At 72.5% G+C, this 26,355-nt stretch carries 23 protein-coding genes; 12 read left to right on the top strand and 11 right to left on the bottom strand.

All coding sequences use genetic code 11. The annotated features are described in order from the left end of the window. Window positions 1-51: 51 nt before the first annotated feature. Complete coding sequence (locus OG992_RS06510) at window positions 52-1,062, bottom strand: carboxypeptidase-like regulatory domain-containing protein (protein WP_266302664.1); 1,011 nt, start codon at window positions 1,060-1,062, stop codon at window positions 52-54. Window positions 1,063-1,306: 244 nt separating this feature from the next. Here OG992_RS06510 and OG992_RS06505 point away from each other — a divergent pair, with 244 nt between their 5' ends. Beyond that, window positions 1,307-2,257, top strand: a complete 951-nt coding sequence (locus OG992_RS06505; RefSeq protein WP_266302663.1) for an SRPBCC family protein — start codon at window positions 1,307-1,309, stop codon at window positions 2,255-2,257. Window positions 2,258-2,286: 29 nt separating this feature from the next. Beyond that, complete coding sequence (locus OG992_RS06500) at window positions 2,287-3,459, top strand: zinc-dependent alcohol dehydrogenase (protein ID WP_238685904.1); 1,173 nt, start codon at window positions 2,287-2,289, stop codon at window positions 3,457-3,459. Between the two features lie 152 nt (window positions 3,460-3,611). Here OG992_RS06500 and OG992_RS06495 read toward each other — a convergent pair whose 3' ends face one another. Both OG992_RS06495 and OG992_RS06490 read right to left on the bottom strand, forming a co-directional pair. Next, window positions 3,612-4,304, bottom strand: a complete 693-nt coding sequence (locus tag OG992_RS06495) for a DUF6348 family protein (protein WP_266302662.1) — start codon at window positions 4,302-4,304, stop codon at window positions 3,612-3,614. A 120-nt stretch (window positions 4,305-4,424) separates the two neighbouring features. Then, window positions 4,425-5,441, bottom strand: coding sequence for an LD-carboxypeptidase (locus OG992_RS06490; protein ID WP_266302661.1), 1,017 nt, complete (start codon window positions 5,439-5,441; stop codon window positions 4,425-4,427). 396 nt (window positions 5,442-5,837) lie between these two features. Between OG992_RS06490 and OG992_RS06485 the strand changes: the two genes are divergently transcribed. Continuing rightward, on the top strand, window positions 5,838-6,224 hold the full coding sequence (locus OG992_RS06485) for a DUF2267 domain-containing protein (protein ID WP_167457772.1): 387 nt from the start codon (window positions 5,838-5,840) through the stop codon (window positions 6,222-6,224). Between the two features lie 34 nt (window positions 6,225-6,258). Here the strand turns inward: OG992_RS06485 and OG992_RS06480 are convergent, their stop codons facing one another. After that, window positions 6,259-7,737 (bottom strand): glutamate--cysteine ligase, encoded by a 1,479-nt coding sequence (locus tag OG992_RS06480; protein WP_266302660.1) that lies wholly within the window; start codon window positions 7,735-7,737, stop codon window positions 6,259-6,261. Between the two features lie 153 nt (window positions 7,738-7,890). On the opposite strand from OG992_RS06480, the gene OG992_RS06475 reads away from it, so the two are divergent. Continuing rightward, window positions 7,891-8,229, top strand: a complete 339-nt coding sequence (locus OG992_RS06475; protein WP_112602008.1) for a DUF3817 domain-containing protein — start codon at window positions 7,891-7,893, stop codon at window positions 8,227-8,229. A gap of 49 nt (window positions 8,230-8,278) precedes the next feature. Here OG992_RS06475 and OG992_RS06470 read toward each other — a convergent pair whose 3' ends face one another. Next, window positions 8,279-8,827, bottom strand: a complete 549-nt coding sequence (locus tag OG992_RS06470) for a hypothetical protein (RefSeq protein ID WP_238685985.1) — start codon at window positions 8,825-8,827, stop codon at window positions 8,279-8,281. Window positions 8,828-8,969: 142 nt separating this feature from the next. On the opposite strand from OG992_RS06470, the gene OG992_RS06465 reads away from it, so the two are divergent. Genes OG992_RS06465 through OG992_RS06455 form a run of 3 tightly spaced genes read left to right on the top strand, consistent with a single transcriptional unit; the run spans window position 8,970 to window position 12,979 of the window. Then, the gene (locus tag OG992_RS06465) at window positions 8,970-10,094 is read left to right on the top strand and encodes a Vms1/Ankzf1 family peptidyl-tRNA hydrolase (protein ID WP_238685900.1); all 1,125 of its coding nucleotides are present in this window, start codon (window positions 8,970-8,972) and stop codon (window positions 10,092-10,094) included. Next, entirely contained in the window at window positions 10,087-11,841 is a 1,755-nt protein-coding gene (locus OG992_RS06460) for a thiamine pyrophosphate-binding protein (RefSeq protein WP_266302659.1), read from the top strand. Before OG992_RS06465 ends, OG992_RS06460 begins: the two co-directional genes overlap by 8 nt. Window positions 11,842-11,890: 49 nt before the next feature. Continuing rightward, on the top strand, window positions 11,891-12,979 hold the full coding sequence (locus OG992_RS06455; protein ID WP_266302658.1) for an iron-containing redox enzyme family protein: 1,089 nt from the start codon (window positions 11,891-11,893) through the stop codon (window positions 12,977-12,979). Window positions 12,980-13,219: 240 nt separating this feature from the next. On the opposite strand, the gene OG992_RS06450 is transcribed toward OG992_RS06455, so the two are convergent. Continuing rightward, window positions 13,220-13,450, bottom strand: coding sequence for a CDGSH iron-sulfur domain-containing protein (locus tag OG992_RS06450; protein WP_238685897.1), 231 nt, complete (start codon window positions 13,448-13,450; stop codon window positions 13,220-13,222). 145 nt (window positions 13,451-13,595) lie between these two features. On the opposite strand from OG992_RS06450, the gene OG992_RS06445 reads away from it, so the two are divergent. After that, window positions 13,596-15,038 carry a hypothetical protein gene (locus tag OG992_RS06445; protein ID WP_266302657.1) on the top strand — a complete coding sequence of 481 codons (1,443 nt, stop codon included), beginning with the start codon at window positions 13,596-13,598 and terminating at the stop codon, window positions 15,036-15,038. A gap of 222 nt (window positions 15,039-15,260) precedes the next feature. Then, window positions 15,261-16,409, top strand: coding sequence for a SigB/SigF/SigG family RNA polymerase sigma factor (locus OG992_RS06440; RefSeq protein ID WP_238685895.1), 1,149 nt, complete (start codon window positions 15,261-15,263; stop codon window positions 16,407-16,409). Window positions 16,410-16,473: 64 nt separating this feature from the next. Here OG992_RS06440 and ctaD read toward each other — a convergent pair whose 3' ends face one another. The 5 genes from ctaD to OG992_RS06415 all read right to left on the bottom strand — a co-directional run bounded on the left by ctaD (window position 16,474) and on the right by OG992_RS06415 (window position 22,191). After that, window positions 16,474-18,465 (bottom strand): cytochrome c oxidase subunit I, encoded by a 1,992-nt coding sequence (gene ctaD, locus OG992_RS06435; protein ID WP_238685894.1) that lies wholly within the window; start codon window positions 18,463-18,465, stop codon window positions 16,474-16,476. A 125-nt stretch (window positions 18,466-18,590) separates the two neighbouring features. Then, window positions 18,591-19,319: an STAS domain-containing protein gene (locus tag OG992_RS06430; protein WP_266302656.1), complete on the bottom strand. Its 729-nt coding sequence runs from the start codon at window positions 19,317-19,319 to the stop codon at window positions 18,591-18,593. Window positions 19,320-19,468: 149 nt separating this feature from the next. Continuing rightward, complete coding sequence (locus tag OG992_RS06425) at window positions 19,469-19,915, bottom strand: DUF4383 domain-containing protein (RefSeq protein ID WP_238685984.1); 447 nt, start codon at window positions 19,913-19,915, stop codon at window positions 19,469-19,471. A gap of 96 nt (window positions 19,916-20,011) precedes the next feature. After that, window positions 20,012-21,151, bottom strand: coding sequence for a glycosyltransferase (locus OG992_RS06420; protein WP_266305164.1), 1,140 nt, complete (start codon window positions 21,149-21,151; stop codon window positions 20,012-20,014). Window positions 21,152-21,174: 23 nt separating this feature from the next. Continuing rightward, window positions 21,175-22,191, bottom strand: a complete 1,017-nt coding sequence (locus tag OG992_RS06415) for a glucosyl-3-phosphoglycerate synthase (RefSeq protein ID WP_238685892.1) — start codon at window positions 22,189-22,191, stop codon at window positions 21,175-21,177. A gap of 194 nt (window positions 22,192-22,385) precedes the next feature. On the opposite strand from OG992_RS06415, the gene OG992_RS06410 reads away from it, so the two are divergent. Genes OG992_RS06410 through OG992_RS06400 form a run of 3 tightly spaced genes read left to right on the top strand, consistent with a single transcriptional unit; the run spans window position 22,386 to window position 26,327 of the window. Further along, a complete protein-coding gene (locus OG992_RS06410; protein WP_266302655.1) occupies window positions 22,386-23,396 on the top strand; it encodes a Gfo/Idh/MocA family protein in 1,011 nt (336 codons plus the stop codon). Beyond that, window positions 23,389-24,477 (top strand): zinc-binding alcohol dehydrogenase, encoded by a 1,089-nt coding sequence (locus OG992_RS06405; protein WP_266302654.1) that lies wholly within the window; start codon window positions 23,389-23,391, stop codon window positions 24,475-24,477. The genes OG992_RS06410 and OG992_RS06405 overlap by 8 nt, the downstream gene beginning before the upstream one ends. Window positions 24,478-24,518: 41 nt before the next feature. Beyond that, entirely contained in the window at window positions 24,519-26,327 is a 1,809-nt protein-coding gene (locus OG992_RS06400; protein ID WP_266302653.1) for an ABC transporter ATP-binding protein, read from the top strand. The last annotated feature ends 28 nt before the right edge of the window (window positions 26,328-26,355 follow it).

The following is a 26,355-nucleotide window of genomic DNA, read 5'->3' as shown; positions in this document are numbered from 1 at the left end:
CGAGCGAGAAGCGGGCCCGGGAGAAGGTTCCGGTGACCGGCCAGAATCCGGTCAGTCGAGGTTGAAGTCCACCACGACCGGCGCCCGGCGGACCCGCACGGCAGTCGCGGCGTCGAAGCCGGCGGCGTCGCGGTGCCAGACCGACGGGGCGTACGCGCAGTCGCAGCGCAGCTTCACCCGCTGCCCCGGGAGCAGGCGCAGGGCGTAACCGTCACCCACGTCCGCCACGCCGGCCAGGTCCCCGGTGGCCGCGTCGAACGCGATCACCTGGCCGTAGGTGAGCAGCTCGTCGACCCGTACCGCCCCGGTGAGCGGTGTCCCGGCGGGCAGCGCCTGATTCAGCGTCGCCGTCTGCTGGGCGCGGACCCGCACCGGCCGCGCCTGCTGTCGAGCGCCCACCCCACCGGACCACACAGTGGCCAGCCCGGCGGCGACGAACTGCACCGGCCAGTGGTACGGGCCGAGGCCGGTGATCGTGTAACGGCCGTCCTCGTCGGTGGTCGGGCCGTGGTCGTCGTACTTCGGGTGTGGCACGTAGGGCACCACCATGACCAGCGCACGGGGGATCGGCGCGCCCGTCGCCGCGTTGGTCACCACTCCGACGACGGTGCCCGGCGGGTCGAGCCGGATGGTCGGCGCGCTGGTCACCACGCCGGGCCGCACCTGAATCACCTGTGCCCGCTCGCGTTCACCGGTGCCGCCGTGCCGGCCGACCCACTGCATGCCGTACGCCGCCCTGTCGTAGGGGCTCACCAGCAGCCGGTACCTCCCCGGGGCGACGTCCCCGGTCACCAGCACGCCCTGCTCGTCGGCGCAACCCCCGTACCGTCCGAGTTGGTCCTCACCGATGCCGACCGCCGACAACGCCGCGGCGTCCACCGGGACGAGCGCGGCGCAGGCCCGGGGGACCGGCGCGCCGGTGGCCGCGTCGCGCACCACGGTGCGGACGCCGCCGGGCGCGGTCGACCCGGGGGTACGCGCGGCGGCCGGTGCGGCGGCCTCCCCGACGAGCAGTGCGACGGCGACGGTGGCGGTGAGATAGCGCAGGAGAGCCCGGCTCATGGGGGTGTCCTTCCGGCGGCACGGCGGGTTGGGCCGACGGTAACGGTGTTCATGTGATCCAAATCGGTCAATGTCGCGATGCCGACCGTCACGGCACCGCGTTCCCGCCCACACCGGCCGCAACGGATGTTCTGCCCCGAACCCGGCGCATCTGGCACCGGTACGACATAGCGTCACGGGGGCGGGGACCACGGCCGCCCCCGTCGACGAACCGGGCGGCGACGCCCACCGGAAGGGACCGGACATGAGTCGTGTCGACACTGTGCTCCTGCCGGAGCTGGACGGGCCGGTGCCGGCGACGCTGCCGAGCGCGCTCGGCCTGCTGAGCCTGGCCCTGGGAGTGGGCGCGCTGGTCGCGCCCGGACCCATCGCCCGGATGGCGGGGGTGGACGACTCCCCGGCCGCGCGCTCCGTGCTTCCGGCCATCGGCCTGCGCGAGCTGGGCAGCGCCGCCGGCCTGCTCAGCGGCCGTCGCCCGGCCGGCTGGGTTTGGAGCCGGGTGGCCGGCGACGGCATGGACCTCACACTGCTCGGGCGGGCCCTCGCTGACCGCGGCGGTGAACGGCGCAGCCGGGTCGCGCTGACCACCCTCGCCATCGCCGGCATCACCGCCGTCGACGTGCTCGCCGCCGTACGCGTCGGGCGCGCTCGACGGGCCCGCGCCCGGGTGATCAGGATGCAGATCGCGGTGACGGTGAACAGGTCGCCCGCCGAGGCGTACCGGTTCTGGCGGGACATGGAGAACCTGCCCCGGTTCATGGCGCACCTGGAGTCCGTCCGCGCCGACGACCTGCGCCGCTCGCACTGGATCGCCCGTGGTCCGGCCGGACGCCGCGTCGAGTGGGACGCCGAAATCATCGACGACCAGCCGAACAAGTCGATCACCTGGCGATCGCTGCCGGGGACCCGGGTGCCCAACGCCGGCCGGGTCCGGTTCGTGCCCGCACCCGGCGACCGGGGGACCGAGGTGCGGGTGGAGCTGCGCTACGCGCCGCCGGCCGGCGCTTTCGGCCGAGCGGTGGCGAAGCTCTTCGGCGAGGAACCCGAGCAGCAGGTCCGCGACGACCTGCGCCGGTTCAAGCAGGTGCTGGAAACCGGCGAGGTCGTTCGCTCCGAGGGCAGCCCCAACGGCATCTCCGTACGCCAACAGGCCATGCAGCGACCCGCCCAGCCGCTGCCGGCGTCCCGTCGCTGACCGTCCGAGCTCTCCGAAAGGGACCGAGAATGAAGGCCACCGCCTGGATGGGCGCCGACAGCGTCAAGGTCATCGACGTACCCGACCCGAAGATCATGAACGCCCGGGACGCGATCGTCCGGATCAGCACCACAGCGATCTGCGGCTCTGACCTGCACCTCTACCACGGCTACATTCCCGCGATGCGCAAGGGCGACATCCTCGGCCACGAGTTCATGGGCGAGGTGGTGGAGGTGGGCCCGCAGGTTCGCAACCTCGCTCCCGGCGACCGGGTGGTGGTGCCCTTCCCGATCGCCTGCGGGCACTGCTCGTCCTGCCAGCGCGGCCTCTACTCGGTCTGCGAGAACTCCAACCCGAACGCCGGCATCGCCGAGAAGATCATGGGGCATTCGCCGGCCGGCATCTTCGGCTACTCGCACCTGCTCGGCGGCTACGCCGGTGGCCAGGCCGAGTACGCCCGGGTGCCGTTCGCCGACGTCGGCCCGGTCAAGGTGCCCGACGAGATCAGCGACGACCAGGCGGTCATGCTGGCCGACGTCTTCCCGACCGGCTACATGGGCGCCGAGATGTGCGACATCAAACCCGGGCAGGTGATCGCCGTCTGGGGCGCCGGGCCGGTCGGGCTGCTCGCCGCGGCCAGCGCCCGGCTGCTCGGCGCGGAGCGGGTGATCGTCATCGACCGGTTCCCGTACCGGCTGCGGCTGGCCGAGGAGCACATCGACGCCGAGACGATCAACTACGAGGAAGCCGACGTGCTGGACACCCTCAACGAGATGACCGCCGGTCGGGGCCCCGACGCGTGCATCGACGCGGTGGGCCTGGAGGGCCACCACGGCAACACCGCCATGTACGCGTACGACAGGGCCAAGCAGGCCGCGCGCGTCGAGACGGAACGGCCGTTCGCGCTGCGGCAGGCGATCCTCGCCTGCCGCTCCGGCGGGGTGGTCTCGGTCGTCGGCGCGTACGGCGGCTTCGTCGACAAGTTCCCGATGGGCGCGTTCATGAACCGCTCGCTGATCATGCGGACCGGTCAGTGCCACGTCCAGCGCTACACCCGGCCGCTACTGGAGCGCATCCAGCGCGGCGAGATCGACCCGAGCTTCATCGTCAGCCACCGGATGCCGCTACGCGACGCGCCCAAGGGCTACAAGATCTTCCAGAAGAAGCAGGACGACTGCACGAAGGTGCTGCTCAAGGTGTGACTGGCGGCCAGGCCCGCCGGCGGGGGAGTGCGTCGCGCGCTGCCTGTGGAGTTGATGTCGCAAACGATTCAGCTCCACAGGAGCCGACCACCACCCCGGGTCGCACTGCGCGAGGGCGGCCTACCAGCCCGACCACCGTTGCGATCAATGCACTAGTCGGGACCAACCAGGAGGACGAAGGCGCGTGCCAGGCCGAAACGGTCGGTACGCGGCCAGTCCAGGGCGGCGAGCGCCGCGGCGGACGGTTCGTGCCGCTGGCCGTTGATCCGGACCTCGCACTCGGTGGAGTCACCGCCCTGGCCGAGGAGCATGCGAACGCCGTTGAGGTACGGGCGGTCGAGCCCGGCCGCGATCACCGGCGCCAGGGTGGACCACGGCATCGCCTCGGCGAACCACTCCTGCTTAGCCTGCGATCCGTCAACGGACCACCCGGTCACGCTGCCGACTATCGCGTGCCAGCCGGCGAAGCCGCCCTGGTCACCGGACCTGAAGTGGTTCGCCAGTCGCCCTTGCTGCTCGATCATCTCCAGGACCGTCACCAGGCAGGTCTCAATCCACGCCTGGATCGCCTGACGGGCCGCCTCGACCGGATCAGCCGCGAGGCCAAGCGTGCAGTCGACGACCGTTGGCACGTCCGGCCGGTCGACGTTCAGCAGGATCTCCAGGTCCAGGTGGCGGTAGTCGTCGCTGTCCGACGGAAGAACCCGGACACCCAACGATCCCGACCGCAGCATCGGCCCTTCGGTCAGCAGCCACTCGCCACCGACCTCGGCAAGCATCGGCGCGGCAAGCTCCAGCACACGCTCGGCAGGGAGGGGCTGTGGGGTCGGCCGCTGGTCGATCATGGATGCACAGTACCGGGCCGGCTGCGGCCGGTTGCCGAGCCCGACCCGGCGCGACGGCTACCCGCACAGCCGGTTGCGCGACGACCCGCCCCCCGGGGACCCACGCCGCTGGTCTGAGGCCTAGCGCGGGCGGACCCCCGGCTCCACCGTCAGGGTGCCTGCCGTGGCGTCGATAGTGGCGCGCGAGCCCAGCGGAACGGTGAGCTGCCCGTTGCCGTGCCCCAGCCGTAGCCCGCCCAGGACCGGCACGCCAAGGTCGTACAGGCGGTCCTTGAGCACCGCCGCCGCGTCCCACTCGCCCGGTTCACCGACACTGTTGGTGATCTGGCCGATGACCACACCGGCGACCCTGTGCAGCACGCCCACCCGGCGCAGCTCGGTCAGCATGCTGTCGATGCTGTACGGAGCCTCGTCCACGTCCTCGAAGAAGAGGATCGCGCCGTCGAACTTCGGCGAGTCCTCCGCGCCGAGCGAGGTGGAGATCAGCGTCAGGCAGCCGCCGAGCAGGGGCCCCGATGCCCGCCCCGGCACCACCACGGAAGCGGCAGTCTCGGCCGGGTCCCGGGAGATCGTGACCGGTGCGGTGGTCATCACCGCCCTGCGGAGCGCCTCGGCCGACTCGGGGCCGGTGCGGGCGTCACTCCAGTTGACCATGGGGCCGTAGAAGGTCACCAGGCCGGTGTCGCGCCAGAGCTTGCCGTGGATGCTGGTGATGTCGCTGAAGCCGACGACCACCCGAGGGTCCCGGCGCAGAACGGAGACGTCGATCCGGTCGACGATCCGCTGGGTGCCGTAACCGCCACGGGCGGCGAAGACGGCCCGGATGCCCGGGTCGGTGAGGGCGGCGTTCAGGTCGGCCAGCCGCTGCGCGTCGGTGCCGGCCAGATAGCCGTACTTGGTGAAGACGTGCTTGCCCAGCTCGACCTCCAGGCCCCAGCTGCGCAGGATCTCGATGCCGCGGGCCATGTTCGTGGGGTCGGGCGTACTGCCGGGCGAGACGACCCGGACCCGGTCGCCGGCTGCCAGCGCCGGTGCCCGCAGGACGCGCTTCGCGCCAGCCGGCGCAGCCTGCGCGGACGTGGCCCCCGCCGAGCCGACGAGCACCGCGCCACCGGCCGCCGCTCCCATCCGCAGCATGTGTCGACGGGACAGGGGCAACCGCGCGGGCCCCTCGATCGCGGCTGGGTCTGTTCCAGAAGTGGCCACCGGCGTCCCCTCATCGTGATCAGACGATGCGTGCGAGCTGCCACAGCCTACGACGATCGCCGATCCCGATGGGGGTCCACAAGGGACACTGCCAGCCGACCGAGTACGCGTGCCCCTGCGGCAGCGGGCCGGGCTTCCGACCTGGCCCGATCTGACTCAGCTCGCGACCCGAGTGACGTGACTGGCATGTTTGTGCGGCCCCGCCCACCGATGGCGAAAAGTCCGAATCCGCCCGTGACCCCGTTTGTCGCCAGGGAGCCTGGGAACTCGCCCCGTTCGTCCGCAGGCAGGCCTGACGGCTGGCCGACGAGACCGAAGGAGCGGGGCATGGAGTACGAGCAGATGATCGCCACGGTACGACAGCGCGCGGGCCTCGGTGAGAACGAGGCCGTACGGTCCATACAGGCCGTCCTGTCGGTGCTCGGTGAACGGCTCGCCGGACAGGAGGCGGACCACTTGGCGGCACAGCTACCGGAGCGCCTGAACGGGTCCGTCACCCGCAACGCGCAGGGCCGCCGGTGGGACGTCGGCGAGTTCCTGAAGCACGTCGGGGACCGCGAACAGGTCGCGAACGCGGACCAGGTGCGTCAACACGCCCAGGCGGTGTTGCGTACCGTCGCCGAGGCGCTGAACGACGACGAGCGACACGACCTGCTCGCCCAGCTTCCCGGCGGCATCATCGACCTCTTCGGTGTGCCCACCCCGCGAGGCTGAGCCCCACGCCGACCGGGCCGACCATCCGGTGTGGTCAGGGGATCGGCCACTCGTGCACCGGCCGGTTGCTGTGCATCAGGTCGACGTAGTGTCGGACCACCTCGCGCAGCGCCTCCGGCCGGTCCAGGTGGTCGGCCGACTCCAACCGGTGCAGCGTCTCCACCTGCCAGGTCGCGCCGTTGCGGCCGGTCAGGCAGCGCTGCTCGATGATGCCGAGCAACCGGTCACGCTCGGCCGGGTCGAGCCCCCACCGGTCCAGACCGTGATGCGCCATCGGCAGCAACCGGCGCAACACCAACTCGGTGACGGGCAGGTAACCGAGACCGGGCCAGAAGACCTGGGCGTCGATGCCGTGCCGGGCGCAGCTGGTGAAGTTCTCCTCGGCGGCGCTGAACGACATCTGCGACCACAGTGGCCGGTCCGACTCGGCGAGGGCACGCACCAACCCGAAGTAGAAGGCGCCGTTGGCGATGGTGTCCAACACCGTCGGGCCGGCGGGCAGCACCCGATTCTCCACCCGCAGGTGCGGCCGGCCCCGTGACACGTCGTACACCGGGCGGTTCCACCGGTAGACGGTGCCGTTGTGCAGGCGCAACTCGGCCAGATTGGGCACCTCGCCGGCCGCCAGGGCCTGCGCCGGGTCCTCCGGATCGCAGACCGGCAGCAGCGCCGGGAAGTAGCGCACGTTCTCCTCGAACAGGTCGAACACGCTGGTGATCCAACGTTCGCCGAACCAGACCCGGGGGCGTACCCCCTGGGCTTTGATCTCCTCCGACCGGGTGTCGGTGGCCTGCTGGAACAGTGGAATGCGGGTCTCGCGCCACAACTCCCGCCCGAAGAACAGCGGCGAGTTCGCGCCGACCGCGACCTGGATGCCGGCCACCGCCTGGGCGGCGTTCCAGTAGTCGGCGAACTGGGCCGGACTGACCTGGAGATGGAACTGGGTGCTGGTGCAGGCCGCCTCCGGGGTGATCGTGTCGGCGGTGACCGCCAGACGTTCCACCCCGCTGATGGCGATCGGCAGGTCCTCGCCGCGGGCCGCGAAGATCTGCTCGTTGAGCAGCTTGTAGCGGGGGTTGGCCGACAGCGTCTCGGCGGTCAGGTGCTCGGGGCGCAACGTCGGCAGGATGCCGATCATGACCATGTGCGCGCCGATCGCGCGGGCCTTCACCTCGGCGGCGTTGAGGCTGGCGCGCACGTACTCCTCGAAGTCGGCGGTGCCGGTGCCGGTCAGCCGGCGCGGCGGCACGTTGATCTCGACGTTGAACTGGCCCAGCTCGGTCTGGAAGCTCGGGTCGGCGATGGCCGCCAGCACGTCGGCGTTGCGCATCGCCGGATTCGACGCCTCGTCGACCAGGTTCAGCTCGATCTCCACGCCGGTCATCGGCCGGTCGAGGTCGAAACGGGACTCGCGCAGCATCTCGGCGAAGACATCCAGGCAGCGGCGGACCTTGTCGCGGTAGCGGGCTCGATCCTCTCGACTGAAGGTTCGTACGCCGACGTCCTCGCCCATGGTCACCACCCCGTCACCGCTGGTCCCCCTAACCTCGCACGTGATCGGCGGGCGGGGGAAGACCCGAGGACCCTTTCCTACCCAACTGCCCGCCCCGTTAGCCCAGCCAGAGCGGACCGATAGCATTGCGGGCCGAGAGGTGGTGGCGTGCGGATGCGCGAGAAGGTGACCCGGCTGTTCGTCGCGGCGGCGATCGCCGAGGCCTGCTCCTGGCTGGCCCTGCTGGTCGGCATGCTGGTCAAGTACGGCCCGCCGGACAACGAGCTGGGCGTCAAGATCTTCGGGCCGATCCACGGCGGCCTGTTCGTCGCGTACGTCCTGCTGGTGCTTGCCGTGGCCCGGCTGCACCGGTGGAGCCTGCTGGCCACCGCGGTGGCCCTGGCCAGCGCGGTGCCGCCGTTCGCCACACTGGCCTTCGAGCGCTGGGCTCGCCGCCGCGGCATGCTCGGCGTCGACCGGCAGCCGGCCCGCGAGCCCGCCCCGGTCGGCTGAACTCGCCGACCCGTCGGCGCACCCCGTTGAGCTGAACCGCCGGGGCCGATCAGGTCAGCGCGGAGCAGGCCACGATGCCGGCCACCAGCAGCGTGCCCAGGAACGCCTGCAACAGCAGTGGCGGCCCGAGATGCGACCAGAGCGTCGCCGTGCGTGGCGTCAGCAGCTGCCCGGTGGTGAGATTGACGATCCGCTCGATCCGGGGCGGTAGCTCCGGGTCGCGTTGCGCGCGCAGGGTGAGCTGCACCTGGTCCGCCGGGTGTAGGGCGCTCTGCGGCAGGTGACCGTGCAGCTCCACCTCGCAGAGCTGACCGGCGGTGTTGCGGAGCCGCACCGGGGTGACCAGGTACTCCGGACCCTGCTTCAGCTCCTTCCAGCGACGGCGGGTGCCGCCGCCGCCGAACGAGAAGAGCGAGCGCAGCAGCAGGGCGGGTAGCCGGGCGAAGGCCGCCGCCGCGAGCACCGCCACCAGCACCGGCTGACCGATTCGTACCTCACGGGTGTAGCCGTCGAGCAGGCGGATCAGCCGCCCGGTGACGATTCGTTCCGTCGGGTGCACGATCCGTCGGGTATCAAGTCCGCTGTCCATCTCCACCACCGAGAGTCCGCTTGCGTTCACAGATCGTATCGACGTCCTCGGTTGAACGACGTGAATGAAACCTGGTCACGGGCTCACGGCCGCGAGGTGACATCCCCGGCGACCCGGGTAAGCGGGGGGCCGAGCTGGAAAGGGGTCGAGCATGCAGCTGTCCTTCCTGCGCCCGCTCTACGACCGTCCCGGGCCGTGGTGCTCGGTGTATCTGGACGCCTCCGCGGACACGGAGGACGCCCATCCCGCGTTGGATCTACGCTGGCGTGCCCTGGAACGCAGCCTGGCCGAACAGGGGGCGGACGAGGCGAGCATCGCCGCGCTGGACCGGGTGGTCCGAGGTCATGATCCGATGGTCGGGGACTACGGCCTGGCGCTCTTCGCAAGCCATGGACAGGTGGTGCTCTCCGAGTACCTGTCCGCGCCGCCACTGCGGGACCTGGCCCACGTCGGCCCGTTGCCGCACGTGATGCCGCTGCTCGCCCAGCGCGGCGAGCAGGTCGCCTGGGTGCGTGTGGTCGCCGACCGGCTCGGCGCCGACGCGATGGCGGTCAGCGCCGGCGGGGTGCCCCGACGAGCGCACGTCGCCGGCCGGGACGAGTACCCGCTGCGACGGGCGAAGCCCGGCGGCTGGTCCCAGTCGCGCTACCAGCGGGCGGCCATGGAGGCGTGGCACCAGAACGCCGGCGACGTCACCGCGGCGACAGTGCAGCTGGCCGACCGGGTTGGCGCGGACGTGGTGGTGGTCGCCGGTGACGTCCGGGCCACCGGAATGATCGCCGCCCAGATGCCGGAGCGCTGGCAGGACCTGGTGGTCCGTACCGATGCCGGGTCACGGGCCGGCGGCGCCGACCAGACGATGCTGGACGACCTCACGGTGCAGACCATCGCGGAGATCGCCGACCAGCGGATCAGCGACGCGCTGGACAAGTTCGGCGTGCAGGAGGACGTGGGCGGCGGGCTTGACGCCGTCGTCTCGGCCCTGCAACGCAACCAGGTCGACATGATGCTCATCGTGGACGACCCGTCGGCCAACGGTGAGCTGTGGATCGGCGCGCAACCCACCGAGATCGCCGTCGACCCGGGGCAGCTGGCCGCCATGTCGGTGGCCGACCCGCAGAAGGTACGCGCCGACGCGGCGCTCGTCCGGGCGCTCGTCGGCACGGACGCGGCACTGACAGTGCTCGGCGCCGACGAGGCGCCCGACCTCACCGACGGCGTCGGCGCGGTACTGCGCTACGTCGACCCCAGCACACCGGGGCGGGGCAATGGTTGACCGAACGGTCGCGGATGTCGTGGTGGAGCGGTTGCTGGCCTGGCGGGTGCCCCGCGCCTTCGGGTACCCGGGCGAGGCGATCGCTCCGTTGGTCGACGCGCTGGACCGCACCGGCGGCGAGCCGGCGTTCATTCCGGCCCGACACGAGGAGACCGCCTCGTTCATGGCCACCGGGCACGCCAAGTTCACCGGCGGCATCGGGGTCTGCCTCGCCACCCACGGGCCCAGCGCCGTCCAGCTGCTCAACGGCCTCTACGACGCCAAGCTGGACAGCAAGCCGGTGGTGGCCATCGTCGGGGAGGACATCTCGGGGCCGCTCGGCGGCGCGCACCAGGAAATCGGGCTGAGCCGGCTCTTCGGGGACGTGTGCAACCAGTTCGTCCGGTACGGCCGCAGCCCCGATGAGGTGGGGGCGCTGCTGGACCAGGCGTTCCGGACGGCGGCGGCGACCCGCAGCCCGACGTGCGTGGTGCTGCCCCGGCAGTTGCAGGAGGCGCTGGTGCCCGACCTGCAGTCGTACGGTGCCGGGGTGATCACGGCGACCCCGGGCGAACCGCTGGCCCGGGTCCTGCCGCACGAGGTGGACCTGGACGCCGCCGCGCAGCTGCTCGGCGGCGGCCAGCGGACGGCGATCCTGGTGGGCCAGGGCGGTCGGGACGCGGCCGCCGAGATCATCGAGATCGCCGACCGGCTGGGCGCCGGGGTGGCCACCTCGCTGCTCGGCAAGCCGGTGCTCGACGAGCGGTTGCCGTTCCACACCGGGGTGCTCGGCGAGGTCGGCACCCCGGCGGCGGCCGAGCTGATGGGTGGTTGCGACACACTGCTGATGGTCGGCACCAACGACCCGTGGACCGACTACTTTCCGATGCCCGAGCAGGCGCGCACGGTGCAGATCGACATCGACGGTCGCCGGATCGGCACCCGCTACCCGGCCGACGTGCCGCTGGTCGGTGATGCCGCCGAGACGCTGCGGGCGCTGCTGAGCCGACTGCGCGGGCGGCCCGAACAGCAGTGGCGCGCCACTGTGGAGAGTTCGGTGGACCGCTGGCGGGAGGTCGCCGCCGAGCGCGCGGCCGCCGCCGCGGACCCGGTCAACCCGCAGCTCGTCCTGCAGGAGTTGTCGGCCCGGATGCCGGGCACCGGCGCGGTCGCCGTCGACGTCGGCTCGGTCCTCTACTGGTACGCCCGGCACCTCACCCTGCCGCCGGGGGTCAACGCGCAGCTGTGCGGAACCCTCGGCTCGATGGGCTGCGCGCTGCCGTACGCGGTGGCGGCCAAACTGGCCGCGCCCGACCAGCCGGTGGTCGCGCTGGTCGGTGACGGGGCGATGCAGCTCAACGGCCTCGCCGAACTGATCACCGTCTCGCACCTCTGGCAGCAGTGGCACGACCCACGGCTGGTGGTGCTGGTGCTCAACAACCGGGACCAGAACGGCATGGGCGGCGGGCGACAACCGTCGTCCGACCCGACCCACCGCCGCCCCGACGTGCCGTACGCCGGGTGGGCCCGGCTGCTGGGGCTGCACGGGGTGCGGGTGGACCGTCCGGAGCTCGTCGGCGCGGCCTGGGACGAGGCCCTCGCCGCGGACCGTCCCTGCGTACTGGAGGCGGTCGTCGACCCTGCGGTGTCGCTGGCGCCGCCGGAGCCCGCCTTCGCCGACCTGCGGGGCCTGTACGCCGAGGGCGCTCCGGCCCGGAAGGTCCGCGAGCAGGTGGAGGTCACCGCGAACGCCGACGACCTCGTTTAACCACCCTGGACCAGGGCATCAGTAGCGGCCCGACGACGCTGGAGGTCTTATGTCCGAGCCCGCCGACCGCCGCTACGGTCCCGCGACCCTGCCGACGGCCCGGGGTCCGCTCTCCGCGGCGGTCGTGGCGGCTCTGCGGCACCCGCCGCATGACCTGCCGGTCGATCTCGGCGTTGACCTCTACCCGACGGACCCGTTCACCGACGAGGACCTGCAGCTGACGCTGTTCCTCTGCTACGAGCTGCACTACCGGGGCTGGCGCGGGGTGGACGAGTCGTGGGAGTGGCAGCCGACGCTGCTGGCGCTGCGGGCCCGCTGCGAACGGGTCTTCGAGGCGGCGCTGCGTCGGCTGGTCGGCGCGCCGTCGGTGCCCGCCGCCGGGGTGGCGGCCGGCCTGGCCGACCTGGTCGCGGCCGACGACGGGCCGTCGCTGGCCGCGACGCTGCAACGCCGCGCCGACCTCACCCAGTTCCGCGAGTTCGTCACCCACCGCTCCGTCTACCACCTGCGGGAGGCGGACCCGCACAGCTGGGCGCTGCCCCGCCTCGGCGGTCCGGCCAAGGCCGCGCTCGTGGAGATCCAGACCGACGAGTACGGCAACGGGCGGCTGGACCGGATGCACGCCGAGCTGTTCCGGGGCACCCTCGACCGGCTGGGCCTGGACACCGCCTACGGCGCCCACGTCGACGTGGCGCCGGCGGTGACGTTGGCGACCAACAACCTGATGTCGCTGTTCGGGCTGCACCGACGGTTGCGCGGTGCGCTGCTCGGGCACCTGGCCGCGTTCGAGATGACCTCCTCGCTGCCGAACCGTCGCTACGGCAACGGGTTGCGCCGGCTCGGCTTCGACGAGGTGGCCACCCGCTTCTACGACGAGCACGTCGAGGCCGACGCGGTGCACGAGCAGATCGCCGCGCACGACATGTGCGGTGGCCTGGTCCGCGTCGAGCCGGCCCTCGCCCCCGATGTGCTCTTCGGCGCGGCGGCCGGGCTCGCCGTGGACCGGCTGTTCGCCGTGCACCTGCTGAACAGTTGGGCCGCCGGCCGTAGTTCGCTGCGCGCAACCGCAACGCCGGCCGTGCCGCCCACGGTCTCGATTGTCGCGTCGCCCGAGGTGGCCCCGCCCGCGCTCGTCTGATCCGAGGGGCTTGGCGCATCCGGGAAGCCCTTCGGATCACGCGCGGGTGTGTGGGGTCGGCAGGCATAGACGCCCGACTGTCGGGTGGGGCGTGCCGTGCCCGGTCCGTCCTTTGCTCTGCACCCGCCCGCGCACCACGCACGGTCCGTAACTGGCGCATGGGCGGGTGCAGAGCAAAGGGGACGTGCCTCTGGTGTGGCCCCTCCGCGTCCTCCCGCACGCTGCCGCGGCGACGTGGGGTCAGCCCTCGCGGGTGGTGCCCGCGCGGAAGTTGATCGCCTTGTGGGTGCCGTCGCAGAACGGCTTGAGCGCCGACTTTCCGCACCGGCACAACGCCACAGTGCCCCGCCGCGCGTCGATCTGCTCCCCGTCCGGGGTGACCAACGCGAAGTCGCCACGGACCAGCAGCGGTCCGTCCTCGTACGGGGTGATCGTGGCGGCGGCTGGCTCGCTGGTGTCGTCGGTGCGCATGGCCCCGGAAGTGCCCGTCCTGACCCTGGCGAAACCCGCGCCGCCGAACGCCGGTCATGACCGGGGCACCCCGCTGACCAGCGGAATGTGCCGCCGGGTGGGTGATGCCCCGTTTGAACCCCATCGGGACGGGAAGCCGGGCCGCGTGGTGAGCGAACGAGGCAAGGTGGGGCCGGTGCACAAGGTGCACAAGGGGCTCACGGCCGATGGCGCCGGTCTCGCCGGCGACCGGGTCGTGGCCGCGGGCAGCTCCGCCCGGGTGCTGGTCGCCGCCACCGCCCGGGCGCTGCGCGGGGTCGACTGCGCCGACCTCGGGCACACCGGGCCGACGTCGCGGTTCCCCGGCGCCCCCGAGCCCGTACGCCGTGCCGCGGTCACCCGCGCCGCCGGCCGGGTCGCGCTCACAGTGGCCCAGATCGACGAGGTGGACGCCGCACGGGTGGCCCGCTGGTTCGTCGACCAGTACCCCCGTCGCCGCTACCCCGGGGTGCTGATCGGCTCTCCGCACGGCGCGGCCGCGCACCTCGCGGTGGCCCTCGGCGTGCCGTGGCTGCCGGCGGGCTTCGAGATGACGGCGCACTGGTCCGACGGCGGGGTGGACCGCCCGGCGGACGCCGCGGAGCATGGCGCGGCACTCGCCACCCGGTTGCTCGCCGGCAACGCCGACCTGCACCTGCGCCAGGTGCACTGCCCGGCCAGCCGGGGCGCGCTGACCGGGGCGACCGTGTCGCTGACCGCCGCGTGGAGGGCCCTACCGGCCGCGTACGCGCGGTTCCTGGCCGACCTGCTGCTGCCGGGTGCCCCCGTGCTGCTGGTCCGCGACGCGCGCACCTGGCCGGTGCTGGAGCGTGGACCGGGGCACAGCTTCCAGGTCGGCTGCCCGGGCAGTGGGCTGGACCCGGTGGACTTCCACCCGGACAGCCACGCGTTGCGGCAGGTGCTGCGCTCCGCCGGCGGCGACGCGACCCGGTGGGAGCCGCCGGAGGTGACAGTGCCCTCCGCGTACGCCGAGCACGGCGTCGACTCGGGCTTCGAACTGGCCGCGCGGGACTGGTCCACCCGGCACCAGCACCCGCTGCACCGGGTGTTGGTGCCCCGGCCGGCGGCGCTGAGCGCGGGCGTGGCCGACCTGTACCGGCGGTGGCTGCGGCGCGCCGGCAAGACCGGTGACCGGTTGGTGGTGGAGTGCGGTCGACTGCTCGACCCGTGGCAGGTGGTGCGGGCGGGGCTGGTGCCGTACTGGTGTGAGAACGCCACCCGCCGCAACGTCGACGAGGCCGAGTGGTGGCTCGCCGGCAGCGAGGCGTTCAGCTCGGTGGACGTGCTGCCCGAGCCGCCCGGGGTGCGCTCACCCGCGCTGGCCGGGCTGCCGCAGTGGCTGGCCGTGGCCGGGTTCGGCCGGCGGCGTCGGGCGCTGGACCGCACCACCGCCCGGGGTTACCCGGTCACCTCGGTGCCCACCCGCCGGGCCACCGAGGTGCTGCGCGCCCAGCCGTACGACCTGCCCGCGCCGCCCCCGCTGGGGGTCGCCGAGGCACTGGCCGTGCTCCGCGACAGCGGCGGTCACCAGGGGTTGTTGGTCTCCTGAGACGGAGCACGCCGAAACATCCTCGCGAACCCGGGGTCCCGTGATTGAGTACCTACGGAGCGGGAACATCGCTGGCTGCGACGGCCTGATTGCGCTGCGTAGATGCGGTGTCGCCCGCTGGCATCCCAGTCACTGACCCACTTTCCGGCCCGGTGCGTGGCTCGACCACGCGCACGACCGGTTTCCCGATCCGGGCGGGGGACCTTCCTGAGGGAGGCGCGGATGTTCGGACAGACGAGCACGACCACGACCACGACCCCACCACCACCCAACGATCGAGGTCTGGAGGATCTCGACGCGGCGGCGATGGCGTACGCGGCGCGGATCGCCGGGCTGCCGCCGGAGCGGCGGGGAGAGGCCCGGGACGACCTGGTGCGCTTCGCGCTGCCGTTCGCCGGCCGGCTGGCACGCCGCTACCGGGGGCGGGGGGAGCCGCTGGAGGACCTGGAGCAGGTGGCCCGGCTGGGGCTCGTCAACGCGGTCGACCGCTATGACCCGGAACGGGGCTCGTTCACCGCGTACGCCGCGATCACCATCGTGGGCGAGATCAAACGGCACTTCCGGGACCGCACCTGGGGTGTGCACGTGCCCCGCCGACTGCGGGACCTGATCCTCGAGGTGGGGCAGGCCACCGCCGCCCTCACCAGCGAGCTGTCCCGGGCCCCGTCGGTGGCCGAGCTGTCGGCCCGACTGGAGACTCCGCAGGAGGAGATCCTCGCCGCCCTGGAGTCGGCGGCCGGCTACAGCCCGGCCTCGCTGAACGCGCCGGTGGGTGGGGAGAGCTCCGCCGAGTTCGGGGACCTGGTCGGCGAGTCCGACAACGCCCTCGAATCCGTCGACGACCGGGTGACGGTGAGCGGCCTGCTGCACCGACTGCCCTGGCGTGAACGCCGGATCCTCGCGATGCGCTTCTACGGCAACCAGACCCAGGCGGAGATCGCCGCCCGGTTCGGCATCTCGCAGATGCACGTGTCCCGGCTGCTGTCGCGGGCACTCACCTGGCTGCGCCAGGCGATGCTCGCCGACGCGCCGCCGCCCTGGCAGAACGGCGCCGCCGAACCCGACCCGGGCAAGACCCGGATCTCGGTCAAACAGAACGGCGACTCCGTGGTGGTCGAAGTCGGCGGCGAGATCGACCGCGACGGCGCGGACCAACTGCGCCGGGCCATGCTGGAGGCGGTCACCGGCCAGCCCAGCGAAGTGGTCGTCGACCTGGTCGGCGCGGGTGGCTTCGACGCCGGTGGGATCGCCGCGCTGATGGCCGGTCGGGACGCGGCGGAGCGGACCGGGGTGCCGCTGCGGCTGACCCGGGTCCAGCCCGCGGTACGCCGCTCGCTCACCGCCGCCGGCCTGTCGCCGGCCCGGGACTGACGCACACGGACAAGCGAAGGGCCGACACCCCGTTGGGTGTCGGCCCTTCCGCGCGTACCCCCGGTCAGTGCTCTTCGGGGTTGCCGTCGCTGTGCGGGTGGCGCCAGCGCTCGTGCGGCTTCGGCGCGTCCTCGGCGTCCTGCGGTGGGTCGCTCTGCTCGAAGCTCGGCCGGCGAACGCCCTCGGGCTCCGGCACGTCCACCGGCCGGGCGCCGGAGCGCGGCGCCGGCTGGTAGTCGACAGCGTCGCGGGCGCCGTGCGCGCCCTCGGCGGACGGCGACTCCGGGGCGTGGTGCTCCATCCGGAACTCCTCGGCGAACTGCTGTGGCGGCTTGGTGGTGCGCTGCGGTAGGTCGCGGCCCAGATCGGCGACGAGCGGGCCGTACTTCAGGTCGAAGGCGGGGCGCTCGGAGCGGATCCGGGGCATCCGGTCGAAGTTGCGCAGCGGCGGCGGGCAACTGGTGGCCCATTCGAGGGAGTTGCCGAAGCCCCACGGGTCGTCCACCGTCACCACCGCCCCGTACCGCCAGGACTTCCAGGCGTTGTAGATGAAAAAGAGGGTGGACAGGCCGAGGATGAACGCGAAGATGCTGGAGATCGTGTTCAGGGTGGTGAAACCGTCGGTGGGCAGGTAGTCGGCGTACCGACGCGGCATGCCCTCGCTGCCCAGCCAGTGGTGCACCAGGAAGGTGCCGTGGAAGCCGATGAACATGGTCCAGAAGTGCGCCTTGCCGAGCCGCTCGTCGAGCAGGCGCCCGGTCATCTTCGGCCACCAGAAGTAGTAGCCGCCGAACAGGGCGAAGACCACTGTGCCGAACACCACGTAGTGGAAGTGCGCCACCACGAAGTAGCTGTCGTGGGTGTGCCAGTCGACCGGCGGGCTGGCCAGCAGGACGCCGGTGAGGCCGCCGAGCAGGAAGGTGACCAGGAAGCCGATGGCGAACAGCATCGGCGTCTCGAAGGTGAGCTGGCCCTTCCACATGGTGCCGATCCAGTTGAAGAACTTCACGCCTGTGGGCACCGCGATCAGGTAGCTCAGGATGCTGAAGAACGGCAGCAGCACCTGGCCGGTGGCGAACATGTGGTGCGCCCAGACCGTCATGGACAGCACGGTGATCGCGATGGTGGCCAGCACGATCCCCGTGTAGCCGAAGAGCGGCTTGCGGGAGAAGACCGGGATGATCTCGGTGATGATGCCGAAGAACGGCAACGCGATGATGTAGACCTCGGGATGGCCGAAGAACCAGAACAGGTGCTGCCAGAGCATCGGGCCGCCGGTGGCCGCGTCGTACACGTGCGCGTTGAGCAACCGGTCTGCCGAGAGCGCCAGCAGCGCGGCGGCCAGCAGCGGGAAGACGAGGATCACCAGCACGCTGGTGAACAGCATGTTCCAGGTGAAGATCGGCATCCGGAACATGGTCATGCCGGGCGCGCGCAGGGTGAGGATCGTGGTGATCAGGTTGACCGCGCCGAGGATGGTGCCGAGCCCGGAGACGACCAGGCCGAGCACCCACATGTTCGCACCCACGCCGGGGCTGTTCTCGACGCTGCTCAGCGGGACGTACGCGGTCCAGCCGAAGTCCGCCGAGCCGCCCGGGGCGAGGAACCCGCCGACGACCATGAGGCCGCCGAAGAGGTACAGCCAGTAGGCGAGCGCGTTGAGGCGGGGGAACGACACGTCCGGCGCGCCGATCTGGATCGGCACGATGTAGTTGGCGAACCCGAACGCCGCCGGCGTGGCGAACAGCAGCAGCATCACCGCGCCGTGCGAGGTGAAGAGCTGGTTGTACTGCTCGGAGGAGAGGAACTGCATCCCCGGGCGGGCCAGTTCGGCCCGGATCAGCATCGCCTCCAGACCGGCCAGCAGGAAGAACCCGAAGGAGGTCAGCAGATACAGCAGGCCGATCTGCTTGTGGTCGGTGGTGGCGAGGAACTTGATCAGGGAGTTGCCGGGGATCGGCGCCCGTACCGCTCCCGGGAAGCCCCCGAAACGTGCCGGTGCCAGGATCGCCGGGCCCCGATCGCGACCGGGTTCCGTGGTTACCCGCTTGGGCATGGCTGCTCACCCCGTCGTGACGGCAGAAAGGACGGGCGTGCCTACCCGACCCTCGCACCATGTAACCAGGCCAGAGCGGTAAATTCGGTCAGAACGCTGGTACCGGGCGCAAGCGCCTCGAACGCTCAGGTTGCCGGCAGCATCGCCCAGACGGCCTTGCCCTGACCGGCCGGCACGCTGCCCCACCGCTGGGTCAGCTCCCGGACCAGCATCAACCCTCGCCCACCCTCGGCGTGCAGGTCCGTCCCGCCCGCACGGGCCTGGGCGCTGCTGCCGTCCACCACCGCCAGGTGCAGATACGGCCGGCGCAGGGTCACCGTCACGTGCATCGGCGTGCCGGCGTGGCGCACCACGTTGCCCACCAGCTCACTGAGCACCAACGCGGCCGGGCCGGACGCGTCCGGCAGGTTCCACCGAGCACACGCCTCGGTGACCAGCTCCCGGGCCCGTCGGCAGGCCCCGGCTACCGGCTCCAGCCGGGCCCGCATCCGCAACGTGGACGTCGTGCCGGCCAACCGGGTCGCCTCCGCGCAATCCGCGGAGACCGAAAGCACCCGGCACGCGGTCGACTCGGCCAGCCATCGTGCGGCGACCGGCGACGGGGAGCAGAGCAGCACCGGCACCGCCGGCCACTCCTCGGCCCGGCGGGCGGTCGCGGCGAACACGGACAGCGCCAACCGGTCCTCCACGCTCACCCCGGCCATGTCGACGACCAGCGCCTCCGGCTGGTCGACCAGCGCGTCGCTGAGCGCCCGGTGCACCGAGCGCATCGTGCCCAGGTGCAGCGGGCCGGTGAGCCGGACGACCGCCACCGGTGCCGTGGTACGCACCTCGCAGGTGATCCCGCTCGACATCGGCGCCTCAATTCGCTGCTGGGTCGGGATCTGCCAACTACCCGAGGCCGCTCCCGACGAAACCGGGACCGACGGCGGGGCGACGCAGGTCACGGTGCGCAACACCCAGGTCACGGACGCGATCGGCCGGTCCGGCAGGGGCTCGGCGGTCAGCGACGGGGCCGGCCGGTCAGGAGGCCCAGTGCGATCATCCCGACGCCGAGACCCAGGTGCAGCCAGCCGTCGGCGTCGTTGACCGGAAGCACGTTCGCCCCGGTGTCGTGATCCACCGCCAGCCCGTAGAGCCACAGCACCAGGTAGACCGCGCCGCCGCCGATCAGGAACGCCCGAGCGCCGGTGACCGTCCGGGCCAACAGCAGACCCACCACCCCGTACGCCAGGTGCACCAGGTTGTGCAGCACCGACACTTGGAAGACGCCGAAGAGGAACGCGCCCGAGTCGTGGCCGGCGAAGCGCAGCGCGTCCATGCCGGTGGTGATCCCCGGCACGAAGCCGAGCACGCCGACCAGCAGGAACAGCACCCCCACCGTCGCCGCCGCGCGACGGACCGGCGGTTTGCCGTCGGCCGGGTTCGGTCGGGCCCGCGAGTGCGCCATCGGTCCGACCATTCCCGGCTCCTCGTCGCGCGGCGGGCATGAGCGCAGCCGCCTACCCGCTGGCGCGACCGGCAAACCGGCCGGCTCCGCCGTCGGTCAGGCCGGCAGCAACCTCGGCGCGCTCGCCGACTGCCGGACCCGCTCGTACAGCTCGACGTAACGCTGCGCCATGACCGCGGGCGTGAAACGCTGCGCGGCCACCCGCCGGCACTCGTCGGGGTCGAGCAACTCGGCGGCGAGGACGAGGTCGCCCAACTCCTCCTCGTCGGTGGTGAGCAGCCCGGTGCGGCCGTGCTCGATCAGCTCCGGCAGGCAGCCCCGGGCGGTGGCCACCACCGGCGTACCCAGGGCCAGCGACTCGACGACCGCAGTGCCGCCCGGCTCTTCCCACCGCAGCGGGAACAACGACGCGCGGGCGCTGGCGAGCAGGTCGTCGCGCTCCTGGCCGGCCACGGTGCCGACCCAGCGGACCAGGTCACCGTCGACGTGCGGTGCCACCTCGTCGAGGAAGAACCGCACGTCCGGGTTCTGCCGGGCCTCGTCGCCGGCCGCGGCCAGGTCGGCCGGCCGGTGGTACGGCCCGACGGGGCCGGCCAGCACCAGCGGAATACCGACCCGGTGCGCGAGCCGGGCGCCCACGTCCTGTCCCTTGCCCGGGTTGATCCGGCCCAGGATGAGCAGGTGCTCGCCCTTGTCCGGTCGGGGCCGCCGGTCGGCGTCGACGGCGAGCGGCGTGGACAGGTGCACGTGCCCCACCGAGTGCTCCCGCAGCGCCAGTGGGGCGCGAGCCAGCTGCGACGCGGAGACGCCGTTGACCCGGACCCGGTCGCCGCCGTCCAGGCTGCCGTAGAGCGCCGGATGCTTGGCCAGGTCCCAGTGCAGGGTGTGCAGGGTCGGCGGTCCGGCCGGCCCCATCGCGGCGAGGGTGGCCAGGCCGACCGCCTCGACGTGATCGTGCACCAGGTCGATGTCGTCGCGGGAGTGCAGCTCCCGGACCACCCCGGCCAGGTGTGCCTGGGCGATCCCGCAGACCTGGTTGTACGGCCGCTGCAACGCGGCGAACTGCCCGTCGGCGAACACCGAGAGCTGCTCGTCCACCGGCAGGGTGCTGCTGCCCACCGAGGCGAGCACCACCCGTACGCCGAGTCGCCGCAGCTCCGGCACCAGCGTGGCGATGACGTTCTCGATGCCCCCGTAGCCGGGCGGTGGCACCGACAGCCACGGGCCGGCGTTCATCAGCACGGTGAGGCTCGTCGCGCTCACGCGGCGGCCACCCGGCGGCGGGGCACCCGGTGGCGCAGTTCGGCCAACGGCGGACGCTCCTCGATCGACACGTCGCTGACCACGATCTCGCGGTCCAGGTTGGGCAGGGTGTCCGAACCACCGCGACGGAACTGGGTCAGCAACGCCTCCGGCGTGAACCCGGGGGTCGCCCACCCGCGCCGCTGCAGCCGGGACCAGGCGGTCAACATGATCTGCGCGGACATCCGACCCAGGGCGGCGGTGTCCTGGTGGCGGTGCTTGCGCTCACCGAGGTCGACCTGCGCCAGCGCGTCCAGACCGACCAGGTCCAGCAGGTCGATCATCATGGCCGTCTCCACCCCGTACCCGGAGACGAACGGCACCTGGGCCAGCACGTCCCGGCGAGCCGCGTACTCACCGGCGAGCGGCTGCACGAAGCCGGCCAGCTCGGGCCAGAAGAGGTTGAGCAGCGGCCGGGCCATCAACTCGGTCACCCGGCCTCCGCCGTCCTGCTCCACGCTGGCGGTGCCCACCAGGGGCCGGTGGTAGAAGCCCTTCACGAAATCGACCGACGGGTCGGTCAGCAGCGGGCCGAGCAGCCCGCTCACGAAGTGCGGTCGGAACTCCCGCAGGTCGGCGTCGATGAACGCCACCACGTCTCCCTCGGCGGCGGCCAGCCCGGCCCAGAGCGCGTCGCCCTTGCCGGTGAGCCGGGGCAACCCCCGGGTCATCGCGTCCTGACTGACCACCTCCGCGCCGGCGGCGCGGGCCACCTGGGCGGTCCGGTCCGTCGAGCGGGAATCCACCACGATCAGCTCGTCGACCAGGGCCACCCGATCCATCAGGTGCTCCCGGATGGTCGACACGATCGCGCCGACCGTGGCCTCCTCGTTGCGCGCCGGCAGCACCACGCTGACCCGGGTCTCACCCTTGGCGCGCATCAGCCGACGGGTCGGCCAGTCCGCCGCGGATGTCGTCCGGTACGTGGCCCACGCCTCCACCACCGGCGACACACTCGATGTCATATCCCGCACGGGCACCCCTCCGTTCGTGCGTGGAAAAACCGAATTTGGTTGTTCCCATTTCTCGTCACGCGCTAACCGCATTCTCGGCAACAGCTTGATCACAGAGGTGACGACAATTCGTTCCCGGGGGATGAACGTTTGATTGCGCACAGCCCAGGGGACTGCTCCCATCGCACATGAAACGTCTTCGAAGGGGTGTCGGGATGCGGAAATGCCGGGTGGGTCTGGTCGGGGCCGGCGGCGTGGCACAGCGTCACGCGCGGGTGCTGACCGGGTTCGACGACGTCGAGCTGGTCGGGGTCACCGACGTCGCGCCGGAGGCCGCGTCCGCGCTGGCCGCACAGCACGGCGGGCGGGCCTGCGCCGACGTCGCCGAGCTGCTGGCCGTCGATCTGGACGCCGTGTACGTCTGCGTGCCACCGTTCGCGCACGGTCCCGCTGAGGAGGCGGTGATCGAGGCCGGGCTGCCGATGTTCGTGGAGAAGCCCGTCGCTGTCGACCTGAGCACCGCCGAGCGGATCGCCGACCTGGTCGCGCGGCGTGGGCTGCGCACCGCCGTCGGCCACCACTGGCGCTATCTGAGCGTGCTCGACCAGGCCCGCGACCTGCTCGCCGACCGTCCGGTACGGATGGTCAGCGGCGCCTGGCTGGACAAGGTGCCGCCGGTGGCGTGGTGGTCGCGGCGGGACCGCTCCGGCGGGCCCGTGGTCGAGCAGGCCGCGCACGTGCTCGACCTGATCCGCGTGCTGGCCGGAGAGGTCACCGAGGTCACCGCGTACGGCAACGGCACCCCACCGCCGGTCGACGGCGCCGACATCGACTCGGTGACCACCGCCGCGCTGCGCTTCGCCGACGGCGCGGTCGGCACGCTCAGCGCCGCCTGCGTCCTGGGCTGGAAGCACCGCGCCGGCCTGGAGATCCTCGCCGACGGGCTGGCCCTCGCGATCACCGAGGACGGGCTGTCGATCCGCGACGCCGACGGCGAACGGCACGTCCCGGCCGACCCCGAAGCCGCCCGGGTGGCGGTGGACCGCGCCTTCGTCGACGCCGTCCGCGGCATCGGCGACGACGTGCGAGTCCCGTACGCCGAGGCCCTCGCGACCCAGCGCCTGGCCCTCGCGGTGTCCGACTCGGCCCGTACCGGCACCACGGTGCGGCTCGCCACCGCGACCGCGCCGGCGGCGCTCGCGACGGGGGTGACAGTCGATGCGTGACAAGGTCGTGGTGGTCACCGGTCCCGGCCGGGTCGACCTGATCGAGCAGGACGCCGCCCCGCTGCGCCCCGGCACGTTCCGGGTCGAGACGCTGTTCAGTGGTGTCTCCGCCGGCACCGAGCTGAGCTACGTCAAGGGCACGAACCCCTACCTGAACGTCACCTGGAACGCCGACCTGGGGCTGTTCCAGCCGGGCGCGGCCAGCACGCCCTACCCGGTCACCCGACTCGGCTACATGCAGGTCGGCCGGGTGGTGGAGAGCGAGACCCCGGCCGTCGCGGTGGGAACTGTCGGCGCGATGACGTACGGGCACCGCACCGGCTGGCTGGCCGACCCGGTCGCCGAACGGTTCGTGGCGCTGCCCGACGACCTGGACCCGCTGCTCGGCGTCTACGTCGCGCACATGGGGCCGATCTGCGCCAACGGTCTGCTGCACGCCGCCGCCGACCTGCACGGCACCGACGTCCGCACGCTCGGCGACGGGGTACGCGGCCGACGGGTCGCCGTCGTCGGCGCCGGTGTCGTGGCGCTGCTGACGGCGTTGTTCGCCCGGCGTAACGGCGCAGCGTCGGTGGTGGTGCTCGACCCCACCCCACACCGCCGCCAGGTCGCCGAGGCGCTCGGCCTGGAAACCCTCGACCCCGACGCTGACGACCCGGCGGTGGTGCTCAAGACCCGTTGGGCGCACACCGCCGGCGACCGGGGCGCCGACGTGGTGTTCCAGTGCCGGGGGCAGGCGTGGGCGCTGCACCTCGCCCTGCGGCTGCTGCGGCCCCAGGGCACCGTCATCGACCTCGCCTTCTACCAGGGCGGCGCGGACGCGGTCCGCCTCGGTGAGGAGTTCCACCACAACGGGCTGTCGCTGCGCTGTGCCCAGATCGGCCGGGTTCCGCGCGGGCTCGCACCCACCTGGGACCGCGAACGGCTCTCCGCCGAGACCGTCGACCTGCTCAGGACGTACGGCGATGGGATCCGCAAGCACCTCGTCTCGGCAGTGGTGCCGTTCGACGAGGCGCCCGCCCTCCTGACCGGCCTGGCCGACCGTCGTCGCCAGGAGCTTCAGGTGGTGCTCGCCGTCTGACCCGCCGTCGCCGCGTGCCGGGGGCGGCTACCGTTCGCGACATGAGCACCGTGCAGGACCGGCCGGTTCCCGGCGACACCTCGACCGACCGACCGGCCGGCGACAAGCCCGCGGGCCGGTCGGTCGGCCTGGCCGCGTTGCTGCCGTACCTGCGGGAGCATCGCGGCACCCTGGTGGTGGTGGGCGCGCTGTCGCTGATCGGCTCGGCGGCGTCGTTGGCGCAACCGCTGCTCACCCGCTCGGTGCTCGAGCGGATCGGCGCCGAGCAGGGCGTGTCCCGGCTGGTGGCGGTGCTGGTGGCCCTGGTGGTGCTCGGCGCGGCGATCGGTGGGCTGCGCGACTACCTGCTGCAACGCACCGCTGAGGGAGTGGTGCTGGGCACCCGGCGTCGGCTCGCCGGTCACCTGCTGCGGCTGCCCATCGCCGAGTACGACCGCCGACGTACCGGCGACCTGCTCTCCCGGGTCGGCTCGGACACCACACTGCTGCGCGCCGTCGTCACCTCCGGGCTGTTCGAGACGGTCACCGGGGCGGTGACGGTGGTCGGCGCCGGCACGGCCATGGTGCTGCTCGACCCGCTGCTGTTCGGCGTCACCCTGCTCGGGGTGGCGCTGGGGTTGGTCTTCGCCGCCACCTTCGCCCGCCGGGTCCGGGCGCTGGCCCGGGTCGCCCAGGAGCGGATCGGCGAGATGACCTCGGCGGTGGAGCGGGCCATCTCGGCGGCCCGGACCATCCGCGCCAGCCGCGCCGAGAGCCGGGAGACGGAGACCGTCACCGGCAGCGCGCGGGAGGCCTACGCGGCGGGGCTGCGGGTGGCCCGGGTGCAGGCGCTGGTCGGCCCGATCGGCTCGGTCACCGTGCAGGGCGCGTTCCTGCTGGTGCTCGGCATCGGTGGGGCGCGGGTCGCCGCCGGGGCGATCTCCGTCGGGGACCTGGTCGCGTTCGTCATGTACCTGTTCCTGCTGGCGCTGCCGTTGGGTCAGGTGCTGCGGGCGTACACCCAGTTGCAGTCCGGCCTGGGCGCCCTGCAGCGGATCGAGGAGATCCTCGACGTGCCCGCGGAGGGCGCTGACGACCGCCCGGCGTCCGCCGCCGCGACGGCGACCCCGCGCCGCCCGACCCCGATGATCGAGTTCGACCGGGTCGGCTTCGGCTACCCAGGCGGCGAGCCGGTGCTGCACGAGGTCAGCTTCGCGGTCCCCGCCGGCACCCGGACCGCCCTCGTCGGTCCCTCCGGCGCCGGCAAATCCACACTGCTGGCCCTGGTCGAACGCTTCTACGAGGTGAGCGCCGGCGCGGTCCGACTCGACGGCACCGACGTACGGGACCTGCCCCGCGACGCGCTGCGGGCCCGCCTCGGCTACGTCGAGCAGGAGGCTCCCGTGCTGGCCGGCACGCTGCGGGAGAACCTGCTGATCACCACCCCGGACGCCACCGACGACCGGTTGCGCGACGTCCTCGACGAGGTCAACCTGGGCCACCTGGCGCAGCGCACCGCGCTGGGCCTGGACGTGCAGGTGGGTGAGGGCGGCGTGCTGCTCTCCGGAGGTGAACGGCAGCGCCTGGCCATCGCCCGAGCGCTGCTCGCCGGCCCGCCGGTGCTGCTGCTCGACGAGCCGACCAGCAACCTCGACTCCCGCAACGAGGTCGCGCTGCGCCGCGCCATCGACGCCGTGGCCGTCCGCCGGACCCTGTTGATCGTGGCGCACCGGCTCGCCACGGTGGTCGACGCCGACCAGATCGTCGTCCTCGACGGCGGCCGGGTGGTGGCCGTCGGCACCCACGCCGAACTGACCGCCACCGACCCGCTGTACCGGGAACTCGCCAGCCACCAGCTGCTGGTCGGCTGACCGCGCCCCAGGAAGGCCGACTTGCCGG

It is taken from the genome of Micromonospora sp. NBC_00362, from assembly GCF_026342155.1.
GTDB lineage: Bacteria > Actinomycetota > Actinomycetes > Mycobacteriales > Micromonosporaceae > Micromonospora > Micromonospora hortensis.
The sequence above is the reverse complement of the archived record's forward strand: the minus strand, read 5'-3'. Positions and strand labels throughout refer to the sequence as shown.